Source organism: Paenibacillus campi (assembly GCF_034659835.1).
GTDB classification, from domain to species: Bacteria; Bacillota; Bacilli; order Paenibacillales; family Paenibacillaceae; genus Saccharibacillus; species Saccharibacillus campi.
Genome location: NZ_JAXSQZ010000012.1, coordinates 34,446 through 50,782 on the forward strand (window position 1 = coordinate 34,446; position 16,337 = coordinate 50,782).

General features: G+C 47.2%; 10 protein-coding genes, 1 tRNA gene and 1 pseudogene. 2 read left to right on the forward strand and 10 right to left on the reverse strand.

Features of this window, described 5'->3' with window-relative positions; translation table 11 throughout:
• Window positions 1-3 precede the first annotated feature (3 nt).
• From hemA to U1I11_RS20145, 8 genes and pseudogenes are all read right to left on the reverse strand, one after another.
• A complete protein-coding gene (hemA, locus tag U1I11_RS20110; protein WP_322907920.1) occupies window positions 4-1,389 on the reverse strand; it encodes a glutamyl-tRNA reductase in 1,386 nt (461 codons plus the stop codon).
• A gap of 582 nt (window positions 1,390-1,971) precedes the next feature.
• A pseudogene (gene yihA / locus U1I11_RS20115) lies at window positions 1,972-2,583 on the reverse strand (ribosome biogenesis GTP-binding protein YihA/YsxC); the annotation flags it as partial.
• 58 nt (window positions 2,584-2,641) lie between these two features.
• The gene (gene lon, locus U1I11_RS20120; RefSeq protein WP_322907921.1) at window positions 2,642-4,978 is read right to left on the reverse strand and encodes an endopeptidase La; all 2,337 of its coding nucleotides are present in this window, start codon (window positions 4,976-4,978) and stop codon (window positions 2,642-2,644) included.
• Window positions 4,979-5,654: 676 nt separating this feature from the next.
• Window positions 5,655-6,776 (reverse strand): flavodoxin-dependent (E)-4-hydroxy-3-methylbut-2-enyl-diphosphate synthase, encoded by a 1,122-nt coding sequence (gene ispG / locus U1I11_RS20125; protein ID WP_322907922.1) that lies wholly within the window; start codon window positions 6,774-6,776, stop codon window positions 5,655-5,657.
• Between the two features lie 161 nt (window positions 6,777-6,937).
• Complete coding sequence (clpX, locus tag U1I11_RS20130; RefSeq protein WP_322907923.1) at window positions 6,938-8,194, reverse strand: ATP-dependent protease ATP-binding subunit ClpX; 1,257 nt, start codon at window positions 8,192-8,194, stop codon at window positions 6,938-6,940.
• A gap of 14 nt (window positions 8,195-8,208) precedes the next feature.
• Window positions 8,209-8,799, reverse strand: a complete 591-nt coding sequence (gene clpP / locus U1I11_RS20135; RefSeq protein WP_188777103.1) for an ATP-dependent Clp endopeptidase proteolytic subunit ClpP — start codon at window positions 8,797-8,799, stop codon at window positions 8,209-8,211.
• Between the two features lie 271 nt (window positions 8,800-9,070).
• Window positions 9,071-10,384 (reverse strand): trigger factor, encoded by a 1,314-nt coding sequence (tig, locus tag U1I11_RS20140; RefSeq protein WP_322907924.1) that lies wholly within the window; start codon window positions 10,382-10,384, stop codon window positions 9,071-9,073.
• A 227-nt stretch (window positions 10,385-10,611) separates the two neighbouring features.
• Window positions 10,612-11,583 (reverse strand): hypothetical protein, encoded by a 972-nt coding sequence (locus tag U1I11_RS20145; protein ID WP_322907952.1) that lies wholly within the window; start codon window positions 11,581-11,583, stop codon window positions 10,612-10,614.
• Window positions 11,584-11,945: 362 nt separating this feature from the next.
• Here U1I11_RS20145 and U1I11_RS20150 point away from each other — a divergent pair.
• Window positions 11,946-12,019: transfer RNA gene (locus U1I11_RS20150), tRNA-Arg, on the forward strand.
• A gap of 230 nt (window positions 12,020-12,249) precedes the next feature.
• On the opposite strand, the gene U1I11_RS20155 is transcribed toward U1I11_RS20150, so the two are convergent.
• Window positions 12,250-13,437, reverse strand: coding sequence for a DNA-3-methyladenine glycosylase family protein (locus U1I11_RS20155; protein ID WP_322907925.1), 1,188 nt, complete (start codon window positions 13,435-13,437; stop codon window positions 12,250-12,252).
• A gap of 256 nt (window positions 13,438-13,693) precedes the next feature.
• Complete coding sequence (locus tag U1I11_RS20160) at window positions 13,694-14,986, reverse strand: Gfo/Idh/MocA family protein (RefSeq protein ID WP_322907926.1); 1,293 nt, start codon at window positions 14,984-14,986, stop codon at window positions 13,694-13,696.
• Window positions 14,987-15,138: 152 nt separating this feature from the next.
• Between U1I11_RS20160 and U1I11_RS20165 the strand changes: the two genes are divergently transcribed.
• Window positions 15,139-16,179, forward strand: a complete 1,041-nt coding sequence (locus tag U1I11_RS20165) for a helix-turn-helix transcriptional regulator (RefSeq protein ID WP_322907927.1) — start codon at window positions 15,139-15,141, stop codon at window positions 16,177-16,179.
• Window positions 16,180-16,337: the final 158 nt, after the last annotated feature.

Sequence of the window (16,337 nt, forward strand, 5' to 3'; positions counted from 1 at the left end):
TGCCTACAGGGTTGCGGAAGCAAAGTAAGCCAGGCTTCCTTCAACAACCGGTGGATGGGAAGAAACAGGTGCACGTTCCGGCACTGCCTTACGCTCTGTAGCTGGCTCAGATGCCGTCTCTACGTCATCTTCAAGCGCAAACATACGGGTAAACAGTTCAAGTGCATCGGCGCCATTTTTGTCGGATGCCATTTCTTTGATCCGGTTGATCGGATCGTGATTCATCTGATTGACAATACTTTTGGTCAGACGACTAATCACCTTACGTTGACGCTCGTCCAGTTCAGGCAACTTGTTAAACAAACTTTCCAACGTATCTTCGTGAATACGTGCTCCACGTTCTTGCAGCGCGCGAATGACCGGCTTCACACCGAGTGTTTTGAGCCATTGTTGGAACAGCTCGATCTCTTGGCGAATCATACGCTCGATCTTAATCGCTTCGGCACGGCGCATCGCCATATTGCTTTCCACGATCCCTTCCAAATCATCGATATCGTACAGAAACACATTAGACACTTCGGCTACTGTAGGATGAATATCGCGCGGTACGGCGATATCGATCATAAACAGCGGACGCGATTTGCGCTGCTTCATGCTGCGTTCAATCGTCTCTTGCTGCAACACATAACCTTGCGCCCCGGTCGAGCTGATCACAATGTCCACTTCATGCAGACGCTGCAACCCTTCTTCGATCGTACAAGCGGTACCGTCGAACTTATGCGCCAGCTCCTGTGCACGTCCGATCGTACGGTTGGCAACGATCACTTCGGCTGCACCGTTCGCATACAGATGCTTGACGGTCAGTTCGCTCATTTTGCCTGCGCCCAAAATCATAATCGTTTTGTTATGAAAAGCACCAAAAATCCGTTTGCCCAGTTCGACCGCCGCATAGCTGATCGAAACTGCGCTCTCGCCAATCATCGTTTCCGCATGAGCACGTTTGCCCAGCGTCACCGCTTGTTTGAACAGCATATTGAACCATGTTCCGGTCGCTTTGTTTTCCTGGGCGAGCTGGAATGCACGTTTCACTTGACCGAGAATCTGCGTCTCGCCAATGACCATAGAATCGAGTCCACACGTCACCCGGAACAGATGCTCAATCGCCTGCTCATCTTCATATATATACAAATGCTGTGTAAATTCCGCACGGGGAATACCGAACCATTGCTCCATAAAATTACGGATGTAATGACCGCACATATGCAAACGATCCAGCACGACATAAATCTCTGTCCGATTGCATGTGGCGACGATTGTGCCTTCCAATACACTTTGCGTGCTTTTAAGCTGCCGGAGAGCTTCCGGTAAATCCTCATCCGCAATGGCAAACCGTTCTCGTACTTCAATCGGTGCTGTGCGGTAGTTGAGTCCGACAACAACAATGTGCATTGCAAGTTCACCTGCCTAGTCTAAAAGTTATAACAACATCTGTTCACGTTTTAACAATACGTTAATTATATCACATCAATTTGCCCAATTTCGTCGTTTTTATGAAATGTTTATGAAATTGAGATGCAGATTTCTAAACTGCCACTAGTTCGTCACACTCATCACATACGTGTCCAAATCGAAACGATTTGCTCATTATATCGGTTTACAAGTGTCTAACGAACAGGGTAACTGCCGAAAAAAAAGCATCCGTTTCGTCGATAATGGACGCTGTCAGATGCTTTTTTCTTATTTTAACATATTCAATTTGAACGTAAAGCGATTCACGCAAAACTTCACCGGATATTCAGATTTGCTTTTACCGGAATGTGCCAGCAAATCGGATCGGCTAAAGCGGCTGCCACTCGGACAAACAAGCGCTTATTTGTCGGCAGCTTCGTTTGTCCGAGTGCTCGCTTCGGCATGACCACTGTCAACAGCTTCGTCTGTATCGGCGCTCACTTCGGCATAGCTACCACCAATAGCTTCGTCTGTATCGGCGCTTGCTTCGGCATAGCTACCACCAATAACTTCTGCCTCAACATCCTGCTCGTCATCCTCTGCTTCACTGTGAAAAGCATGACGTTCGATAATCGCCCATAGCTCATCTTTGCCCAAACCGGTTTCCGAGGAAAACATTACAAAATCGTCCTCCGGCACGAAGCCGAGCGCTTGCTTGACGATTTTGACGTGTTTTGCCCATTTGCTGCGCGGGATTTTATCCGCTTTGGTCGCTACGACGCAAATGTTGCAATCGTAATGTTTAAGCCAGTCATACATCAAAATATCGTCTTTGGACGGTTCATGACGCAGATCGATCACGAGCAATACGAGTTTAAGCGGCTCGCGTTCTAACAAATAGCGTTCGATCATTTTGCCCCATGCTTCACGCTGGGATTTGGATACTTTGGCATAACCATAACCGGGAAAATCGACAAAATACATCATATCGTTAATTTTGTAATAGTTTAAATGCTGTGTTTTACCCGGTGTCGCACTGGTACGCGCCAGATTTTTGCGGTTGATCATCCGGTTAGTCATGGAGGACTTGCCCACATTAGAGCGTCCTGCCAGCGCAATTTCCGGCAAACCGTCTTCCGGATATTGATCCGGTTTGACGGCACTAATAATAAATTCGGCTTGATTCACTTTCATTCGATTCATTTCCTTCCTGTTCTACGTGGCGCGTTCCCAGCGAGCAGCCGGGCTTCCACTAATGCAGTCCGCTTTTCTGAACAAGCGCATGTTCCAGCACTTGATCCATATGAGCAACCGGCACAAGGATCAGCTCATCTTTGATGCTTGCCGGAATATCTTTTAAATCGCGTTCATTGTCCTGTGGCAGCAAAATCTTCTTATACCCCGCACGGTGTGCAGCAAGCGTCTTCTCTTTCAGTCCACCGATCGGCAATACGCGTCCGCGCAGCGTAATCTCGCCTGTCATCGCCACTTCTTTGGCAACATGACGACCGGTTAGCGCCGAGATGAGCGCGGTAGCAATCGTAATACCGGCGGATGGGCCGTCTTTTGGAATTGCACCTTCCGGAATATGAATATGAATATCATTTTTCTCGTAAAAATCGGTCGCAATGCCGAGTTCTGCCGCTTTAGAGCGTGTATAACTGAATGCTGCCTGCGCCGATTCTTTCATCACATCGCCTAGCTTGCCCGTCAGCATCAGCTTGCCGCTACCTGGTACGACCGTAACTTCAATCGTCAGCGTCTCACCGCCAACTTCCGTCCATGCCAGCCCGGTCACACTGCCGATCTGATTTTCCTTTTCGATCAGCCCGTAACGGAACTTGGGCGTGCCGAGGAAATCTTTTACATCATCCGGTGTAATGATGACTTGTGCCTTTTCCTCTGCAACGATCGCGCGCGCTGCTTTACGGCACAAGGCGGCGATTTGTTGCTCCAGATTACGCACACCGGATTCACGCGTATATTCACGGATTACTTTCAGCAGCGTATCTTCGCCAACTTCAAGTTGCTGCTCGGTCAGACCATGTTCGCCGGTCTGCTTCGGCAGCAAATATTGTTTGCCAATTTGCAGCTTTTCCAGCTCCGTATAGCCCGGAATGTACAACATCTCCATCCGATCGAGCAGCGGTCTTGGAATGCTCTGCACGCTGTTCGCTGTCGTCACAAACATAACGTTGGACAGATCAAACGGCACCTCGACAAAATGATCGCTAAACGTATTATTTTGCTCCGGATCAAGCACTTCCAGCAATGCCGCCGACGGATCACCACGGAAATCAGACGCCATTTTATCGATCTCATCAAGCAGGAACACCGGGTTCATACTGCCGGCATTGCGCATGCCTTGAATGATTCGTCCTGGCATCGCGCCCACATACGTACGGCGATGACCGCGAATTTCGGCTTCATCCCGTACCCCGCCGAGTGAAATACGCACAAATTCACGTCCAAGCGACTTTGCAATCGAGCGTGCGAGCGATGTTTTACCGACACCTGGTGGGCCAACGAGACAGAGAATCGGGCCTTTGAGCTTTTTGACTAACTTTTGTACAGCCAAATATTCCAGCACACGTTCTTTGGGCTTATCCAGCCCATAATGATCGGCATTGAGAATATCTTCGGCATGTTTCAGATCAAGATCATCGGTCGTACGCTGATCCCACGGCAAGCTTAGCAACCAATCGAGATAGTTGCGAATAATGCCGCCTTCCGCCGAGTTAGCAGGCGTTTTCTCCAAGCGATCGATCTCTTTCTCGATCTTCTCCTGTACTTTTTCCGGTACGGTCAGCTCGGCAAGTTGCAGACGCAATTCTTCCGCTTCCCCTGCACGCCCTTCCTTTTCGCCAAGCTCTTTCTGGATCGCTTTCATCTGCTCACGCAAATAATACTCGCGCTGTGTCTTCTCCATTTGCTTTTTCACACGCTGGCTAATTTTTCGTTCCAGCTCTAGCACTTCCCGCTCACTATGCAAAATATCAAGCAAACGTTCCAGCCGCGCCCGCACATCAATCGCTTCCAAAATATGCTGCTTATCTTTAACTTTGATCACCAAATGGCTCGTAATCACATCGGCAAGACGACCCGGCTCCTCAATATCAGAAACGGCAGCCATCGTCTCTGGTGTCACCTTTTTGGACAAATTGATATAATGTTCAAATTCGTTCAACACCGTGCGCATTAACGCAAATACTTCCGGGTCATCGGTTTCAACTTCGGACAGTTCACGCGCTTGCACTTCGTAAAATTCATCATTGTCTGTATATTCCAAAATCTCGGCACGTTCCAAACCTTCGACTAAGACGCGAATCGTGCCGTTTGGCAGCTTCAGCATCTGTCTCACTTTGGCAATCGTCCCAATTCTGAAAATTTCGTCCTCGCTCGGCTCCTCGATATTAACTTCGGACTGAGAGCAGAGCAGAATTAGATTATCATCCACCATTGCCTTTTCTAAGGCCTTCACGGATTTATCCCGCCCGACATCCAGATGAAGCACCATACTTGGATAGACGAGCAGTCCTCTTAAAGGCAGCAAAGGAAAACGACGCGCCTTATTTTTATGTGGTCCCATCGCTTTCTTACCTCCTATAGTGTGCATATCGTACTGCCTGTATAATTGGCGTTCATGCAAACTCATATGATGGGGCATCCACCACTACGGGAAAGCTTACAACATACGTATTTGCGCACGCAAATCGCCTTTTCCTTTTGATCATTCGGAAAACGATAAAGATCAACTCGGATCATGTGGTGAGTTTGCGTATACGCCCTAGTTTAACAAATATCCCAGCGAAACACCAATCATTGGGCAAACATAAACCGAGATTGGCACTAGCTTCCAAACAGAGCCATACCTCATACTTGCCCATATAAAAAGGATACTGATGAACGAGTATTCATCAGTATCCCGACATAAAGCATTAAATGCACTATCAAACTCATTCAATTATGCTCATGTAAACAAGATCAGATCGAACGATGCGGTTACGCAAACATTGTAAGCATGCACATTACGCGCAGGTATGCAGCTATATCGCGTTCATTCAGCCACACGTATAGTGTCTTACATACTTGAACTCTCCCACTTATCGACCTTGCAGTCTGATTGAAGTCGGAAATTGTTAGGAACAGCGCGTACTTGATAAATATATACGCGTAGACGTACTTAGTTACCAGCTACATAACACGTATATCCAATCATAAGTTAGTAGCTATTTACACATGTACGCCTAAAGGCTCGTCGCCAATTAGGATTTGACTGCCGGTTGGTGACGTTCTTCACGGCCCGGGATTTTGCCAGTCGCTTCGAACGCTTCCACAATCGCATCGATTTCCTTTTTCAGCTCCTGCACCATGTCAGCTTCCGGCACTTTACGGATCATTTTACCGTAACGGAACAATAAGCCTTCACCACGTGCACCAGCGATGCCGATGTCCGCTTCTTTAGCTTCACCGGGACCGTTAACTGCACAGCCGAGCACAGATACTTTGATCGGCACTTTAAGCTTGGAAATGTATTCTTCCACTTCGTTCGCAATCGAGAATAGATCGATATCAAGCCGACCGCACGTCGGGCACGATACGAGCGTAGCTGCGTTCGAAATCAAGCCGAATGTTTTCAGCAGCTCACGCGCTACTTTCACTTCTTCGACCGGATCGGCACTAAGTGAAATACGTACAGTTGAACCGATACCCATTGACAGCAATGCACCGATACCAGCAGCGCTTTTGATCGTACCGGAATGCAATGTGCCTGCTTCGGTAATGCCCAGATGCAGCGGATATGGAATCACTTCAGCCGCTTTGCTGTAAGCAGCAATCGCCATCGGTACATCGGACGCTTTGAGCGATACGATAATATCGTGGAAATCGAGTTCTTCCAAAATGCCGATATGATACAACGCACTTTCAACCATCGCTTCCGGCGTTGGATATCCGTATTTTTCCAGCAAATGATTTTCGAGCGAGCCGGCATTAACGCCGATCCGAATCGGAATGTTCTTCTCTTTACATGCGCGTACGACCGCTTCCACTTTTTCACGTTTACCGATATTGCCTGGATTAATCCGCACTTTATCGATGCCGTTCTCAATCGCCATCAATGCCAGCTTATAGTTAAAATGGATATCGGCTACGAGTGGAATATGGATACGCTGTTTAATTTCTTTGATTGCGGCGGCAGCTTCTTCATTGTTGACCGTTACACGGACAACTTGGCAACCCGCTTCTTCCAAACGCAAAATCTCAGCTACCGTTGCCTCAACATCCGCCGTCTTCGTCGTGCACATACTTTGGATAATTACTTCATTGTTGCCGCCAATCGTCAGATCGCCAACTTTGACAGGTCTCGTGTTTTCTCTCAAAAACATGGTTTCTTCTCCCTTGCATTTGGGCTTTATTGCAAACCAGCCTTTATCCTGCAAAAGGAAAAAGGCCGGCGCAATCGTTTATAAAGAGCCGCACAAAGCGGCGGCATCATGAGACCGCTCATCCGCTGATGAACCCACTTTTCCCATGATGCCGTAATCACTTAGGCGCTTTCTTCTTGTTTTTTATTTTTACCGGTTTGCAGTTCAGGCACAACCTTGCTCTCCACAACTTGTTCAGTAATGACGCAACGTGTTACATCGTCGCGGGATGGCACTTCGTACATCACGTCCAGCATAATGCCTTCGATGATTGCACGCAGACCACGCGCACCTGTATTACGCTTGATCGCTTCACGAGCAATCGCTTTAAGCGCACCCGGCTCGAATACAAGCTCCACATTGTCCATTTCCAGCATTTTGGAATACTGTTTGGTCAGTGCGTTTTTCGGCTCGGACAAAATACGTACGAGCGTTTCTTCATCCAGCGGCTCAAGCGCGGAGATGACTGGCAGACGACCGACAAACTCTGGAATCAGACCGAATTTCAGCAAATCTTCCGGCAATACCATGCTCAAGTATTCGCCTGCTTTCAAGTCTTTTTGACCTTGGCTGTCAGAGCTAAAGCCGATGACTTTTTTGCCGATCCGACGTTTAATGTATTGTTCCAGTCCATCAAAGGCACCGCCGACGATAAACAAGATGTTCGTTGTATCGATTTGAATAAATTCTTGATGCGGGTGTTTGCGTCCGCCTTGCGGTGGAACAGAAGCAACCGTACCTTCCAAAATTTTCAGCAATGCTTGCTGTACGCCTTCACCGGATACGTCGCGTGTAATCGACGGATTTTCGGATTTGCGTGCCACTTTATCGATTTCATCGATATAAATGATGCCACGCTCAGCTTTTTCCACATCATAATCAGCAGCTTGAATCAGCTTCAGCAAAATGTTTTCCACGTCTTCACCGACATAACCGGCTTCAGTCAAGGAAGTTGCATCAGCGATCGCAAACGGCACGTTCAAGATGCGAGCCATCGTTTGCGCCAGCAATGTTTTACCGGAACCTGTTGGCCCGACAAGCATAATGTTACTTTTTTGCAGTTCTACATCTTCGATCTTGCTCTGTGTGTTTACACGTTTGTAGTGGTTGTATACCGCTACAGACAGCGACTTTTTCGCTTGATCCTGACCGATGACATACTGGTCAAGGATAGAGCGAATTTCCTGTGGTTTTGGAATATCTTTCAGATCAAGCTCCTCTTCGTGACCGAGCTCCTCCTCTACGATTTCTGTGCACAGTTCAATACACTCATCGCATATATATACACCAGGACCTGCTACCAGTTTGCGAACTTGATCCTGGGATTTGCCGCAAAAGGAACATTTCAACTGTCCTTTTTCATCGTTGAATTTAAACATGTTTACACCCCTTTTTAGCTTGTGAGCGGACGGGTAATCACCTGATCGATCAAGCCGTACGCTTTTGCATCCTCAGCATCGAGGAAGTAATCGCGATCGGTATCACGTTCGATTTTGTCCAGCGACTGACCTGTGCGCTCCACGTAAATCTGGTTCAGTTTCTGACGCGTTTTGATGATCCATTCCGCATGAATCTTCATATCGGACGCCTGTCCACTGATGCCGCCAAGCGGCTGGTGAATCATAACTTCACTGTTAGGCAGCGCGAAACGCTTGCCTGGTGCACCTGCGGTTAACAGGAGCGATCCCATACTTGCAGCCATCCCCATACAAATGGTAGAAACGTCCGGCTTCACAAATTGCATTGTATCGTAAATACCCATCCCTGCCGTTACAGAACCACCCGGGGAATTGATATACAGATGGATATCTTTTTCCGGGTCTTCGGCAGCGAGAAATAATAATTGTGCAATAACAAGATTGGCTACATGATCATCGATTGCCGTATTCAGGAAAATGATACGGTCTTTGAGCAATCTTGAGTAAATATCGTAAGATCGTTCACCTCTACTGGTTTGTTCAACAACCATAGGTACCAGACTCATACAACCAACCTCTTTCTTATCCAGGAATATGACGACAGATAATGCTTTAAAATACGATGCAGTTTCTATTTTAACATGTACGTTGGCGCATGTCATTTTTTCAAAGGTAAAGTTTTGGGAAATATTAATGAATAAAATGATAACGCTCCACGATGTTCATAATGACCTGCAACCGATATATATCTGTATATAGGTAAAAATAAGGCACGCAAGTAATACGTGCCTTATTCCAAATGGTAGCAAGTACACTACCGGATTATGAACTTTTAAATTACTCGGCTTGTTCAACCACTGCTTCAACTTCTTTGCTGTTATCAACCAGCAGTTCGATCGTTTTACGCAGTTTGATTTCTTCGGACAGACTTGCCAGTGAACCGTTCGCTTCCAAAATGCTGCGAACTTCCTCTGCGCTGCGTTGGAACTGGGAAGCCATTTTCTCCAGCTCTGCGCTTACTTCGTCTTCGGAAACTTCGATGTTTTCTTCTTTGGCGATTTGTTCCAGCACGAGGTTGTTACGTACACGTTTAGCAGCTTCTTCTTTCATTTGCTCTTTGAGGTCATCTGTTGTTTGACCGGAGAAGCTAGTGTACATTTCCAAGTTCATACCTTGTTGACGCAGACGGTTGTCGAAATCGCGAACCATATTCTCGGTTTCGGAGTTCACCATTGCATCTGGAATTTCAATCTCTGCATTTTCAGCTGCTTTGTCTACTGCAGCAGCTTCTTTAGCAGCTTTGACTTCGTTTTCTTTGCGGGAAGCGATCTGTTGTTTCAGGTCTGCTTTGAATTCGTCCAATGTGTCGAATTCGCTAACATCCTTCGCAAACTCATCGTCCAGCTCAGGCAGGTTTTTGCGTTTAATTTCGTGCAGTTTCACTTTGAATACCGCTTCTTTACCAGCCAGCTCAGTTGCATGGTATGTTTCTGGGAAAGTTACTGTAACATCTTTGAAGTCGCCAGTAGCCATACCGACTACTTGATCTTCAAAGCCAGGGATAAAGGAGTTAGAACCGAGTTCCAGCGAATAACGCTCTGCTTGTCCACCTTCAAATGCTTCGCCATCAACAAAGCCTTCGAAATCGATCGATACGGTGTCGCCATTTTCAGCAGCGCCTTCTTCGATGACGGACAGCTCAGCATGACGCTGTTGCAGACGCTCCAGCTCGCTGTTGATGTCTTCTTCTGTAACTTCAACCGCAGATGCAGGAACTTCCACACCTTTGTATTCACCCAGTTTAACTTCTGGTTTTACGGTTACTTTTGCTTTGAATTTGAATGGTTGACCTTTTTCGAATTGCTCGATTTCGATTTCAGGACGATCAACCGGGAAGATGTCAGTCTCATCGATTGCTTCGGAGTATGCTTCCGGCAGCAAGATGTCGATTGCATCATTGTACAAGCTTTCGATACCGAAACGCGCTTCAAAGATCGAACGCGGTACTTTACCTTTACGGAAGCCTGGTACGTTCAATGTTTTTGCTACTTTGTTGAATGCTTTATCAAGCGCTGCGCTTACACGCTCTGCAGCGACTTCTACTTCAAGAACGCCAAGGTTCTTTTCTGTTTTTTCCCATTTTGCTGTCATTTCAAGAATTCCCCTCCAAAAAATATTAACATGAATGATTGCGAATAAGTTGTATCGTTTTCACGTGCAGAATAACCACTATAGTATATACAACTATTCATTTTTTATCAAGTTCGTTTCTTTATATAGTAAGCATGACCTAAAATGGCTGCTATCCAAGTGCATAATAGAGCAAACAAGCGACTGTCGCCACTCCATATGGCTCACCAAACGAGCAAGTCGATTAATTAATGCGGCATGCCGCTGGAAACGAACTGTTGCAACGCACGATGCGCCTGCTCATAACGAAAACGGATACTGTCAGTCACACCGTATAGCCCGCGTATTTCTTCCTCATCGGCTGTACCTTCCAGCGTCATAGCAACAGTCTGGTGCAGCGCTGCTGCCCAGATGTCGATCTCTGCATCGTCACCACGTGAAACCCACCAATAATTTTGCGTACTATAGATGCTCATCATAAATTGCGACCACAGCTCCTGGGCAAAATAAAACAGATTCGGCGCATTCACCTCTGCCTTATCCGCTACCCGTTCCAAAATCTGAATAAATGGCAACGGAAACTCGGTCGGATCAAGTGGAACCGTCTCCACTTCCACATTAACCTGTTCCTGCTGATGCATATAATGTACATTTCCACGATAACCACGGCGACGCAACGTTTGTAAAATACGGAACTGGATCAGCGGGTGAATATGCGAATCGTTTTGCAGCCAAGCGACGATCCGCTCATCGATCTCCGGCTGCTCCAAATAAGCAAGCTGTTCCAATGCAAGCAATGTACGCTCTGATACTGGACGCTCCATTGCCGTTTGCAGCAGCTTGTCCTCGTAATCTCGATCTTCGGCAAGTTTAAGACGCAGTTTATCACGCATCATCTGTTGCTGCGTGCCTGACGGGTCATCGACTTCTGGATCATCGTACAATTCAGCATGATCACGATCTCCATAAGCCGCCTCGGGAAACGTTGTGCGCAACCAGCCAAGCAGCGATTGCCATTCTTCCAACTGGCGCTCCTCTTGCCCTTGGCATTGCAGTAAAAATTCAAGCAACTCGATCGCTTCATGATAGCGCTCGGTTTCCAGCATACGGGTCAGTTCAATTTGATAAAAGTCGAGCGTCTTCGGAAACAAAACTACATTCCGGTTTTGCCCTGTATGTGAATGGGTTGAATCAGCGATAATGGCACCTCCTACATTCATCACTTGTGCGCGTGACTTCATGATTATAGCATAGCTGGTCGTTGCTGACAGCTATGAGCAAACGTTCATGTGATTATAGATGTAATAATAGATTTACATCACACTTTGCAATCCTCTATGCTGTACAAATTAAACTTTATAGTTAGCGTGTTCACATCACCATTATTCTGACTATTTTAAGTACATTTAAATACATAGCATCGTCTCGTTAGGATCGTCATTTTATCGTTCAAAACAGTATTATTTTGAAAGCTTCAATAAACATAAAATATGATACAACTCGATTTGGGCAAAAAGAGCTTGCTTCCTTTTCGAGTATATGCTAAAATATTTTTGTTGCGCTCGAAATGAATTTTTAATATGTCCCAGTAGCTCAGCAGGATAGAGCAACGGCCTTCTAAGCCGTCGGTCGGGGGTTCGAATCCCTCCTGGGACGTTACACAAAAAGCATCTCCATTAGGTGGAGATGCTTTTTTGCGTGTACTCGCTTATGCGTTTAAGTTCGTATAATGTTTAAAACTTCTATGCTGGATCATCGTACTGGACATCTATACATACGAAGCTGCCAGGACTGCTCCGCTTATATCTGTATGATTCGTATTTAATCATTACGTATCATAGATAGAATTAGATAGAGATAGAACTAGACAAAATTGCCTGCTACCTTTAATACAACACACGCCACAAATAAAACGTCGCATACGACTCCCAGTTGCTCCAGCCTGCGGCAAGCTTGAGCAGTTGTTCGCGTGTCGGCTTGGCGGTGGCGCCGGTTAGATGGCGGATTACATTGTGCAGCCCGACATCATCAATCGGAAACGCGGTCGGCAGACGCAGACAACGCATTAGCACATAGTTAGCTGTCCACGGCCCGATGCCACGAATGTGGGTTAGCATTTTTTCCGCTCCTTTATGATCGCCTGCCGCCAGCAGCTTCGCTTTGCTCAGTTCACCGCTAGCGACAAGTCGGGCAGCATCGAGAATGTATTCGCATTTTTTGACGGTCATATGCATCAATTCGAGGTCTGCCATCGTGAGTGTCGCAATGCGTTCAGCAGTTGGGAAAATCCAGTACCGTTCCCCTTCATAATCGACATGCTCGCCAAATGCTTCGGTTAATCGACATTTTAGCGTATGCGCATAACCGATATTAATTTGCTGACCGAGTATGCCCCAGCATAATGTTTCAAACAGATCAGGAATGCCCATATTACGCAAACCATAAAACGATTCAACCGCATGACCGAGCAACACATCCCCCCTCGCCAGCTTATAAAAAGGCAACAGATCGATTCCGAGATCAAACCAATCGCTCACATAAGCGGCAACTGCAACACGTTCCCATTCATCTTGTGGCGCACTGCCAGCGAGAAATTGTACTTCGATCCCTCCAGCTTGCGCTTCCACAATACGCAGCAACGGGCGCGACTTTCCTACCGCAAGCGCTTTGTACACTGTTTGTTCACGGACGCTAAATAAACATTCGTTAGGCGAACTGCGCAAAAAATCAACATTCATCCGAAAACTAAACTCGACTGGAACCGGCAGCACTAGTCGATCACCGTAATCCGCCCATCGTCCTTGCTGCTGGAAGCGCTGAATTTCTTCCAGCGATAAGCCGGCATAATATGCCGACTTGCTCTCGGTTGGTACAACTTCGGCAGTTGTTCGCTTAGGCTGAGTGGTCGCTGATACGGTATGATGTGACTGCTGGTGGGCACGTTCATGTTCATTATTTTCATGGTCATTATTTATAAGAGCATGTTGCTCTGCATTTATAATTTTATGATCCTCTGCCTGTACATGTATCGTTGGATCGTCGTCGGCTGGCAAGCGGGAATGATGCTCGGTCATGATGTGTTCCTCCTGTGTATAATCGGGCTGGCGAAACGATTGCCGGGAGTGTAAGCCGATGATCATCTGTTTGGTAGATGTCATCCGGTTATCGATATGCTCCGCTGCTGTACAGCAATGTTCCTGTTCTCCTATATACCCGATTTCCCACTTCGTTCTGCATAACCTGTATATTTTATCAACACCAAAGCTGGAAGAAACTGCCTACTCATCATGCTCTCCCAGCTACTTTATGCACGATTCACACACGCTCACTTCAATCATAAAACCGTACCAACTGATCCACCTTGACCGGCAACCCGGTACGAATCGACTGATTGGCGGCGATGCCAGTCAAAATCGAGCGCGCTCCGTCACGATGATCGGCAGCACGCTGGAATGGGTCTGCTTGCGGCTGACCGAACAGATCGTTCAGCAGCACCGGGTCACCGCCGCCATGACCGCCTGCACGTTCTTCAACTTGCACTTCATACGGTTTGCCAAACATCGGATAGACGGTCATACGTTTGCCTTCTAGCGCGCCTTCATCCGCCTTCTCACCACCTGCGTTTACATACGATTTCTCGACGATTTCCATTTCGATCCGTCCAGCTGTACCGTTGAAGGCAATCCGGTATCCTTCCCACGGCATATAGGCATTGAGCGAATACGTCAGCATCGCTTTATTTCGATAACGTACGACGACACTCATCGTATCTTCAATACTAATCCCGTCGCCAAACACACTTTGATCTCGCTCGTAGCCATCTTCATGCTCGGCATCGAGATACATCGCTTTCAGATTCGGATTACGATCCAGATGCAGAGCGAACGGGTCATCCTGTGCATAATCATTGCCAGTCGCACGATTGTAAAAGCTCGTCTGTCCGCGTTGCTCGGCATTTTCGCGTCCATAAAATAATAGATCGCCAAACGCAAACACCGTCTCTGGCTGCGAATCAATCCAGAAATTGACCAGATCAAAATGATGTGTCGATTTGTGTACGAGCAATCCGCCACTATTGCGTTTATCACGATGCCAGCGCCGGAAATAGTCCGCTCCATGCTCTGTATTTAGCAACCATTCAAAATGCACCGATGTGACCTGACCGATCACACCATCGCGAATAAGCTCGCGTGCTTTTGTATGATGCGGGGCATATCGATAATTAAACGTCACCCGTACACTGCGTCCAGTGCGCTCCACCGCATCCAAAATGTGCTGGCATTTCTGCTCATCTACTGTCATCGGTTTCTCGGTAATGACATCACAACCTAGCTCTAACGCCCGAATAATATAATGATGATGTGTACGGTCAACACTGGTGACGATGATCGTATGTGGACGTTGATCGGTGATCATACGCTCAAATTCGGACGCCGGATACACATCGACCGCTTTGCCACCATACTTTTGTTCAAGGAGCTGATTTGCATACCGGGCACGCGTCTGATTCATATCACAAAAAGCGACCAGTTCCGCTGTTTCGCCAAAATCTTGGGCAATCGCGCCATAAAAAAATTCAGCGCGTCCACCTGTGCCTACGAGTGCATATCGTTTACGTTCCATAGCTTGGTTCCTCCGCTTCAGTTGGATTCCCCTCCAGCCTAACAAAACAGACGGGCTGATTCGCCGCGAATCGTGCTTTCTTTTATAAACACCGCTTATTTTGTCATGTTATACTGAAATAAAGATAACGCTTACAAGAAAGAGGGATGAACATGCTGCCCGATCGTTCCGCAATCGATCATAACATCCAGGCAACAAATACTGCCCAGCGTGCGCTGTCCGCCAGTGATATAGAAGCTAGCGATACTACGGATACTTCGATCGATACATCCAATCAATCGACAGAACATACAGCAAACCTTTTTATGCCGAGCGATTTAACGAACAGCCGCATGCCCGATCTGCTCGTTGCTGAGCATACGGCGCGCAGCGATTATTTTGCGATGCCAAGCGATCATGTGCATCCGCATTATGAGCTGTATATTTTGCTGGCTGGCGAACGCAGTTATTTTGTGCAAGATCAGGTGTATGATGTGCATGCAGGGGACATCGTGTTTATCGGCAAACATGAACTGCATCGTACGTTGCCAGGCAAGTTGCCGGAGCATGAACGGATTGTGCTTTATTTTGGCGATGAGTTTGCGAAGCGGCAGTTTGGTCAGCAGCGGGAATGGCTGTTATCGCTATTTCAGCAACCTTATCCGGTGCTACATACCGATCGGAAAGAAGGTAAGCATACACTGCTCACCGCCATCATTCAGCAGCTAGTGCGCGAACTGACCGTACAACCGCCAGGCTATACGCTGATGGTACAGCAGCTTGCCATCACATTGCTGCTGCATTGTGCGCGTCTGCCAAAGCGTATCGCATTGCCCTCAACCGCGCCCCCGCATGCAGCACAAGAGCAGATTGCCGCAGCCGCACGTTATATTAAACACAATTATAATATACCGATCTCATTGCCAGAGCTAGCAAACTATGTGCATCTCAGCCCTGCCCATTTGAGCCGGACGTTCAAACGTATGACCGGTTTTCATTTAACTGAGTATATTAATACGGTGCGCGTACATGAAGCGCAACGCATGCTGCGCGATACGAATTTGAAAATTATCGATGTTGCTGCCGCCGCAGGCTTTGGCAACTTTTCTCATTTCGGCAAAATATTCAAGCTGTTCTGCCATGTCAGTCCACGCGAATACCGCCATGCCGCCAAAATGAGTCACGGCAATACGGATGAGACGCGATCACGATAAAGGAAAATACAACCGGGTAAATGCAATGATAGGACAAGTGCGATCATCTCCATTCAAACAAAGCAAACAAGCGACTGGATACCGTCCCCCATGTCGCTTGTTGATCGTGCTATTTGTTTAGGCGATTACTAGTTGGACGTCCGGCTCGTGAATTCATC

Excerpts from the sequence above, each read along its gene's own strand:
- lon (WP_322907921.1), bottom strand. The coding sequence starts at position 4,978 with ATGGGACCACATAAAAATAAGGCGCGTCGTTTTCCTTTGCTGCCTTTA.
- U1I11_RS20165 (WP_322907927.1), top strand. The coding sequence starts at position 15,139 with ATGCTGCCCGATCGTTCCGCAATCGATCATAACATCCAGGCAACAAAT.
- clpP (WP_188777103.1), bottom strand. The coding sequence starts at position 8,799 with ATGAGTCTGGTACCTATGGTTGTTGAACAAACCAGTAGAGGTGAACGA.
- tig (WP_322907924.1), bottom strand. The coding sequence starts at position 10,384 with ATGACAGCAAAATGGGAAAAAACAGAAAAGAACCTTGGCGTTCTTGAA.
- clpX (WP_322907923.1), bottom strand. The coding sequence starts at position 8,194 with ATGTTTAAATTCAACGATGAAAAAGGACAGTTGAAATGTTCCTTTTGC.
- U1I11_RS20155 (WP_322907925.1), bottom strand. The coding sequence starts at position 13,437 with ATGACCGAGCATCATTCCCGCTTGCCAGCCGACGACGATCCAACGATA.
- U1I11_RS20145 (WP_322907952.1), bottom strand. The coding sequence starts at position 11,583 with ATGAATGTAGGAGGTGCCATTATCGCTGATTCAACCCATTCACATACA.
- ispG (WP_322907922.1), bottom strand. The coding sequence starts at position 6,776 with ATGTTTTTGAGAGAAAACACGAGACCTGTCAAAGTTGGCGATCTGACG.
- U1I11_RS20160 (WP_322907926.1), bottom strand. The coding sequence starts at position 14,986 with ATGGAACGTAAACGATATGCACTCGTAGGCACAGGTGGACGCGCTGAA.
- hemA (WP_322907920.1), bottom strand. The coding sequence starts at position 1,389 with ATGCACATTGTTGTTGTCGGACTCAACTACCGCACAGCACCGATTGAA.